Origin of the sequence: Nodularia sp. LEGE 04288 (assembly GCF_963896525.1) — a bacterium.
Taxonomy (GTDB): domain Bacteria; phylum Cyanobacteriota; class Cyanobacteriia; order Cyanobacteriales; family Nostocaceae; genus Nodularia.
The window spans coordinates 23,690-30,991 of record NZ_CAWQOY010000152.1 but is presented as its reverse complement, the minus strand read 5'-3'; the positions used below and the strand labels follow the sequence as shown (position 1 = coordinate 30,991).

Genomic DNA, 7,302 nt, shown 5'->3' with positions numbered 1-7,302 from the left:
GCCCCCTGCTCCCTGCACCCCTGCCTCTTCTCCTCCCCACTCCCCCAGTCAAGTGTTGAAATTCCGGTAAAAAACCGTACTTAAACCGAAACTTGTTCCCTAGATGAATTCCCTAGACTAAGATAATGATAGAGGCAAAAATATTAAGCTGCTGAGTCTCAATACTCAGTTGAATATAAGCAAAATGGGATTCTTTGACTCTGATATAGTTCAGCAAGAAGCAAAACATCTTTTTGAGGATTATCAAACACTGATCAATCTTGGCAACAACTACGGCAAGTTTGATCGTGAGGGCAAAAAGCTGTTTATTGAGAAAATGGAAGTTATGATGGATCGCTATCGCGTCTTTATGAAGCGATTCGAGCTTTCAGAGGATTTCATGGCGCAGATGACTGTGCAGCAACTCAAGACTCAGTTAGGTCAATTTGGTGTGACACCGCAACAGATGTTTGAGCAAATGCATCTTACCCTACAGAGGATGAAAACCGAACTAGAACAACAGCAATAGTGAATTGGAAATTTATAGTAGGGATTTTGGATTAACTGCCCATCCAAAATCCCTATTTATTTTTGATTTTTGATTTTTGATTTGTTTAAGATTTGGGGCGCTGAAACTGAGAAGGGGGCTTAAAGTTTTCCGCCGGTACACCTTTGAGGGCTTGCTGCATAAAATCTTTCCAGATAGGAGCCACCATACCGCCACCGGTTGCACCTCTAGATAATGGTCTGTTATCGTCTCTACCGACCCAGACAGCTGTTGTTAACTGTGGTACGGTACCCACATACCAAATATCCCTTTCAGATGAAGTTGTGCCTGTCTTACCAGCACTGGGGCGACCTATATCTGCACCTTTACCAGTCCCCGAAGTGACTACTGAACGCATGACATCGATAGTTGCTGCCGATGCCCATTGATCCAGAACTAACTGGGGTTTGGGTGTATTATCTAGCAAGATATTACCACTACTATCGGTGACACGAGCCATAACTGTTGGTGGCGATTGCCAGCCATAATTGGCAAAAGTCGCGTAAGCACTAGCGAGTTCTAGCGGTGTAATGCCGATAGCTCCCAGGGGCAAAGAAGTCACAGGTGCCATCGGACTCATGATTCCCAAGGTACGGGAAGCTTCTACGACTTTATTCATGCCGATAGACATACCCACCTTGATTACCGGAATATTGCGAGACTGGGCTAGGGCTGACCGAATCGTTATTGCTCCTTGAAAGCCACTATCGTAGTTCTTCGGACTATACCAACCGCTACCATCTCGATAACTGACTGGTGTATCTTGTACTACTGTATCTGGTGTATATTTCCCAGTAGCAAAGGCGGCATAATATACCAATGGTTTAAAGGCAGAACCTGGTTGACGCTGCGCTTGGGTTGCACGGTTGAATTCGCTAGCTCTAGAATCTACACCGCCTACTAGTGCCTTAACAAAATGCGTGCGGGGGTCGATGGCTACCAGAGCAATTTCATTACCACGCAACCCTTGACCCCTCAATGTTCTACTCCACTTGCTGACAGTTTTTTCCGCCATCGTTTGGAAGTTAGCATCAATAGTGGTTTGCACACGCATTCCACCTTTAATCAGCGCCTCACGCCCAAATTTTTTAACTAATTCTTGAGACACAGTATTGGTGACATAAGGTAAGGCACTTCCTTGGAATGACCTGATGCGACCCAATTTCAGTTCTTGCTTGAGAGCATCATCATACTCTTGCTGGCTGATCCAGTTCAATTCCAGCATCCGTCCCAAAACTTCCCTTTGTTTGCGTTTTGCCAGTTCCATACTCGCAAAGGGACTAAATTCTTCTGGGGCTTGGATTAAACCCGCCATCATTGCTGACTCAGCCAAGGTTAAGATTTCTGCTGATTTGTCAAAATAGCTGCGTGCTGCTGTTTGTACACCATAGTTATTATGACCCCAATAAACTTGATTGAGGTACATTTCTAAAATTTGGTCTTTGCCGAGAATTTGCTCTAACCGAATTGCCAGTACTCCTTCAGCTAACTTCCGAGTAAAGGCACGTTTTTGAGATAAAAACAAATTTTTCACCAGCTGCATGGTGATGGTGGAGCCTCCTTCTCGCACACTACCTGCTGCCAAGTTAACGATCAAAGCCCGTCCGACACCACTGGGATTGATTCCGTGATGATCGTAAAAATGACTATCTTCGCTGGCTAGGACTGCCCGTTTCAGATGTGGAGAAATTCTATCTAAGGCCATGACTTCTCGGTTGGCTTCACCGTGAAGACTTGTTAAGAGTTTGCCATTAATGTCATAAATGTAAGTTGTTTCCGAGGGAAAAAAGTTACGCAGCTGTCTCACATCTGGCAAGTTACGGAAACTAATAGCCAGACCAACCAGCCCTCCGGCTACAATAGAGCTTGCCAGCATGGTTATTGACAGCAGAGTAGCGCCGGTAATTTGGCCTACTCCTTTCAAAAACTCAAAACCTGATGAAGCCTGACGTTGTGGCTGCTTATTTGTAAAAGTCCTAGAAGACGACACGGCGTTCTCACTTCCTCACTGGTAAATATAACTGTAATTCGTTCAATGAAGCCTGGCGGTTAATTTTTGGCAATTATATGAATTCTGTAGATTAAAGTACGGACAAATTGCTAGTGAATATAACCAACCTAACTTATAGAGTAAAAAGCGTAGTTAATAGCGAATCTCTGAGTATGACGCAAAATTTTTCTTGGCTACATCGTGGAATAGTAGAAATTTTTCCCCAACCAATTGATGCTGATAGTGAAACTGAAAGTTTAGAGAAACGCTTGGTAACTACGAACCGACCTTTAAGGATCAAATTGGGAATTGACCCGACAGGATCTGATATTCATCTTGGTCATAGCATACCAGTACGCAAACTGCGAGCGTTTCAAGATGCTGGTCATACAGCAGTTCTCATTATTGGTGATTTTACAGCTCGTATTGGCGATCCTACAGGTAAATCTGAGGTGCGTCGTCAGCTAACAGAGGCAGATGTGGCACAAAATGCTCAAACGTATCTTGAGCAAGTGCGCCCTATTTTGGATTTTGACACACCAGGACGGTTGGAGGTGCGTTATAACTCGGAATGGCTTTCCCATCTGGATTTAGGGAAGATTCTAGAGTTACTTTCTACGATGACGGTGGGGCAGATGTTAGCCAAAGAGGGATTTGCTGAACGTTATAAAAAAGAGAATCCTATTTTCATCCATGAGTTCCTATATCCATTGATGCAGGGCTATGATTCTGTGGCTGTTGAGGCAGATGTGGAGTTGGGGGGAACTGATCAAAAGTTTAACATTGCTGTGGGGCGAGATTTGCAACGCCATTTTGGACAAAAGCCCCAATTTGGGTTGCTGTTACCGATTTTAATTGGTACAGATGGGATGCAAAAAATGTCTAAGTCTCTCGGTAATTATGTGGGGTTGTCAGAACACCCTGCCCAAAAATATCAGAAGTTACAAGGTGTTCCCGATAATTTGCTGTCTCAGTATTTTGAACTGTTGACGGATTTCAGTTTGGAAAAATTGCCAGAAAATCCCCGCGATCGCCAAATGCTTTTAGCATGGGAAGTGGTGAAACAGTACAACGGCGAAACAGCAGCTAATGAGGCTAAGGAAGCGGCAAAAAGCGGCGGTAAGGAAGGTGCTGTTCCCGAATTTTCTCTGGCTGAGGTGTCAGAGTTTCCGGTGAAGTTAGCGTATCTTCTCAATGTGACTGGTTTGTGCAAAAGTACAGGGGAAGGTAAACGGAAAATTCAAGAGGGTGGGGTGCGTCTAGATGGCGATCGCATGATTGATATTGATACCACTTTTGAGCAGGCTAGTGAATTACACGGACGTGTGCTGCAAGTTGGTAAAAATAAGTTTGTCCGACTTGTGAATAAATAATCACTAATGACCAATGATTTATCCTGAGCGTAGCCGAAGGGCTAATGACCAAATAATTGTGCCTTTGGATGTGCCTGATTTACAAAGTGCGATCGCTCTTGTAGATCAATTGCCCCAAGTAAATTTCTGGAAAGTGGGTTTAGAATTATTTACTAGTTCTGGCCCCACAATCCTGGAAGTTTTAAAATCCCGGCAAAAACGCATATTTTTAGATTTGAAGTTTCACGATATCCCCAATACTGTGGCTGGGGCTTGTCGTAGTGCTGCAAGTTACGGGGTGGATTTACTGACGATTCACGCCACGGCTGGCAGAGATGCCCTGAAAGCGGCAACTGAGGCGGTACAGGTGGGAGCAATGCAAGCCGGGGTTAAACCACCGCAATTAATTGCCATTACCCTACTGACGAGTATTTCTTCCAGACAGCTGGCGTTTGATTTAAAAATTCCCCTGGAATTACCAGAATATGCTTTGGAAATGGCACTGATGGCGCAGGAATGCGGGTTGAATGGGGCTGTTTGTTCACCCCAGGAGGTCGCACAGTTACGACAAACTTGTGGAGATGACTTTTTGCTGGTTTGTCCAGGTGTCCGTCCCAGTTGGGCAGAGAAGGGAGATCAAAAGCGATCGCTTACCCCCGCCCAAGCTATCAAAGCAGGTGCAAATTACCTCGTAATTGGTCGTCCCATCACTGCCGCTGCTGAACCTGAGTTAGCCTGGAAAAAGATTGTTGAGGAGTTAACGACAGTGGGATGAAGGCAAAAGTCAAAAACAAAAATTATGGCTTATGGCTTTGCGCTTTCGGCTTGTGGCTAGTAGCGGCAAATAGCATGAATAACTCAGCATTTGCCAATACACCTGTTTTACTAACTCAGCGTCAAGCAGTTAAAAATGGCTTAAGTTCTACTTGTTCTGAACAAAGTTTAGAATTATTAACTATTCAGCTATTGCAAGATTTACCAAGTTATGCAAATCGTGTTACTCAACGCGCCCGCCGTCGCAGTCGTAGCAGTGATATTTACAGTTATGTGCTACTAGCAGGAAAACCAGAGTTTCAGCCCCTACCCATTAACTCTGGTGGATACAACGCCGATGAGCAGAAAAGTAATGACACAGGAGTTGAGCAAGTTTTCTTTACTACTAAAGAACGGCAATATATAGCTGGAAAAATCGTTGAATCACAGCAATTTCATTGGTTGTTATTGACAAAAAGTAACAGTGGCTGGCGTTTAGTAATGATGTTTACCCAAATTGGTGATTATCCTCAAAAACAACAAGTAGTATCGCCCCCCAGGGATAGTAGTAAGGGTGTAATTGCCCAAGCAGTGAAAGCTTGGTTGCGAGATTGTCAGGCGGGTAGTGTGCGGATGCGTACCGGAATTTAAAATCCTCCACCATCACAACCGCCACCGCCGTCAGAACCACCACTATCGCAATTACTGCTGCCATATCCACTACTGTCACAACTGCTGCTACCTGAGTCATAGCTGCCAGAATAGTGTATATCTGAGCTAGTGTAATCACTGTTGCTGTGACGAAAATTTCTTTGACGACGATTACGGGAATTTTTGCTAGCAGATGAAGCAGCATTTTTCATCCAGAATATCCAGGCAAAGAAAACCACTAAAAATATTAAGCTCCACATAATTATTTTTCTGTGCTAAACCACCGTATTAACTACAATTCTTGCAGCCGCTTTTCCTGATTTGATCATTTGGCTAAATTGAAGCAAGTCTGAAATCATCACAGGTGTTCAAGGATAATGGTAGCTATTCCTCAAAAACCCCCAAAAATGACCGTCCAGGAATATCTGGAATGGGAACCCCAACAGGATATTCGCTATGAATATGTCAACGGCAAAATTTTTGCCATGACAGGCGGGACAATTCCTCACAATGATATTGCTCTTAATCTTTATACTGCTTTACGCCCTCATCTACGCTCCAGAGGTTGTCGAGTCAATGTTTCAGATGTGAAGGTGCAAGTCACTCCCAACAGTCTTTACTATTATCCTGATTTGATTGTCAGTTGTGATCCTCAAGACCTTAAAGCTCACAAATTTATTGAATATCCTCGGATAATTGTCGAAGTTCTTTCCCCAGGAACTAGCGCCAAAGATAGAGGTGAAAAACTATCTGATTATTTGAAGATGCCTACTTTACAAGAGTATCTGCTGATTGACTCTGAAAAAATTTCTGTTGAGCGTTACTCACGGGGTGAAGGTAGAATGTGGCTTTATTATCCCTATATAGCAGGAGATATTATTACTCTATCAAGTATTGAATTTGAGTGTCCTATTGAACTCCTCTATGAAAATGTTGTATTTGCAACTAAAGAATAACTAAAAAAACATCGCCAAATTCATATAGGACTACTATTTGATTTTTGAATAGACACGTAGGGTGTGTTAGCGGTAGCGTAACGCACCAAAGCCTTAATAATGGTGCGTTACGGACTTCATCCTAACGCACCCTACAATACTTAATTTTTTCATAAATCAAACCGGATTCCTATAGTTGATCATATTCAGCATCATCAGGGTGATCCCAGACTTTTTGCAAAGCTGGCTCAGAAAGCTTTGCAGCTGCTAAAGTGAGCATTCGGTGTGAATTAGGCTGATCTAAAGAGTCTATAAAGTCTGTAACTAGCAAAATGTTTTCAGGAGGCATTTGGCTAATTTTTTCCCATAGCTTTTGTTTTAACCGATCTTCTGTGTGCATTTTTTACTTCTCTTAGTTCATAGTGATTTCGTCCAACTTGGCACGTACTGCTTGGATATCTTGCCACATTAACCATTTAGGCTTACCAACTTCTTTAGAAGGATTACGCAACAAGTAAGAGGGGTGAAAAATCGCCATACATAAACGCCCTTCCCACTCCAACCACTGACCGCGAATTTTTGTAATTCCCCGCTTATCGCCAGTTATCCCTTTGACCGCAGTTGCACCTGTGAGTAAAATGATTTTCGGATCAACAAGGCGAATTTGTTCTAGTAAGTAGGGTATGCAAGCCGCCATTTCATCAGGGTTGGGGGTGCGGTTTTCTGGTGGACGACATTTATTGATATTGGCAATATATATATCCTGTTCGGTACTCAGATTCACAGATGCTAATATTTTCTCTAGTAACTGTCCTGATCTACCTACAAATGGTAAACCGGTTTCATCTTCGTTTTGACCTGGTGCTTCACCTATTAACATAATTGGTGCTTGGAGATGACCACGCCCAACCACAGCATGAGTCCGATTGTCTCCCAAGCCACAACGATGGCACTGATTACAATCCTGTGCCAACTCGGTCATATTGGCATAGGTTCCAGGTGTAATGGGAATTTTTGCGTCTGTGGGGATTAAATCTCGTGGGTTCGAGTTGGTGTCATCGAAGAGGTTTAGTTGGATGTCGCTGCTCATTAAAA

General features: G+C 43.4%; 9 protein-coding genes. 5 read left to right on the top strand and 4 right to left on the bottom strand.

Annotated features, from left to right (window positions below):
• The first annotated feature begins 184 nt into the window (after positions 1 to 184).
• Entirely contained in the window at positions 185 to 508 is a 324-nt protein-coding gene (locus AACX33_RS22280) for a DUF1825 family protein (protein ID WP_194003181.1), read from the top strand.
• Positions 509 to 593: 85 nt separating this feature from the next.
• Here the strand turns inward: AACX33_RS22280 and AACX33_RS22275 are convergent, their stop codons facing one another.
• Positions 594 to 2,516 carry a transglycosylase domain-containing protein gene (locus AACX33_RS22275; protein ID WP_194003179.1) on the bottom strand — a complete coding sequence of 641 codons (1,923 nt, stop codon included), beginning with the start codon at positions 2,514 to 2,516 and terminating at the stop codon, positions 594 to 596.
• A gap of 173 nt (positions 2,517 to 2,689) precedes the next feature.
• On the opposite strand from AACX33_RS22275, the gene tyrS reads away from it, so the two are divergent.
• From tyrS to AACX33_RS22260, 3 genes are all read left to right on the top strand, one after another.
• Complete coding sequence (gene tyrS / locus AACX33_RS22270) at positions 2,690 to 3,889, top strand: tyrosine--tRNA ligase (RefSeq protein WP_194003177.1); 1,200 nt, start codon at positions 2,690 to 2,692, stop codon at positions 3,887 to 3,889.
• Between the two features lie 13 nt (positions 3,890 to 3,902).
• On the top strand, positions 3,903 to 4,643 hold the full coding sequence (pyrF, locus tag AACX33_RS22265) for an orotidine-5'-phosphate decarboxylase (RefSeq protein WP_194003175.1): 741 nt from the start codon (positions 3,903 to 3,905) through the stop codon (positions 4,641 to 4,643).
• 74 nt (positions 4,644 to 4,717) lie between these two features.
• Positions 4,718 to 5,272 (top strand): hypothetical protein, encoded by a 555-nt coding sequence (locus AACX33_RS22260; protein WP_194003258.1) that lies wholly within the window; start codon positions 4,718 to 4,720, stop codon positions 5,270 to 5,272.
• On the opposite strand, the gene AACX33_RS22255 is transcribed toward AACX33_RS22260, so the two are convergent.
• Positions 5,269 to 5,532, bottom strand: a complete 264-nt coding sequence (locus tag AACX33_RS22255) for a hypothetical protein (RefSeq protein ID WP_194003173.1) — start codon at positions 5,530 to 5,532, stop codon at positions 5,269 to 5,271. The two genes, AACX33_RS22260 and AACX33_RS22255, sit on opposite strands and share 4 nt — an antisense overlap.
• 117 nt (positions 5,533 to 5,649) lie before the next feature.
• Between AACX33_RS22255 and AACX33_RS22250 the strand changes: the two genes are divergently transcribed.
• The gene (locus AACX33_RS22250; protein ID WP_194003171.1) at positions 5,650 to 6,228 is read left to right on the top strand and encodes a Uma2 family endonuclease; all 579 of its coding nucleotides are present in this window, start codon (positions 5,650 to 5,652) and stop codon (positions 6,226 to 6,228) included.
• 169 nt (positions 6,229 to 6,397) lie between these two features.
• Here the strand turns inward: AACX33_RS22250 and AACX33_RS22245 are convergent, their stop codons facing one another.
• Together AACX33_RS22245 and AACX33_RS22240 are read right to left on the bottom strand one after the other, a co-directional pair.
• On the bottom strand, positions 6,398 to 6,607 hold the full coding sequence (locus tag AACX33_RS22245; RefSeq protein ID WP_194003169.1) for a toxin-antitoxin system, antitoxin component, Xre family protein: 210 nt from the start codon (positions 6,605 to 6,607) through the stop codon (positions 6,398 to 6,400).
• A 12-nt stretch (positions 6,608 to 6,619) separates the two neighbouring features.
• Complete coding sequence (locus AACX33_RS22240; RefSeq protein ID WP_194003167.1) at positions 6,620 to 7,297, bottom strand: uracil-DNA glycosylase; 678 nt, start codon at positions 7,295 to 7,297, stop codon at positions 6,620 to 6,622.
• Between the last annotated feature and the right edge of the window lie 5 nt (positions 7,298 to 7,302).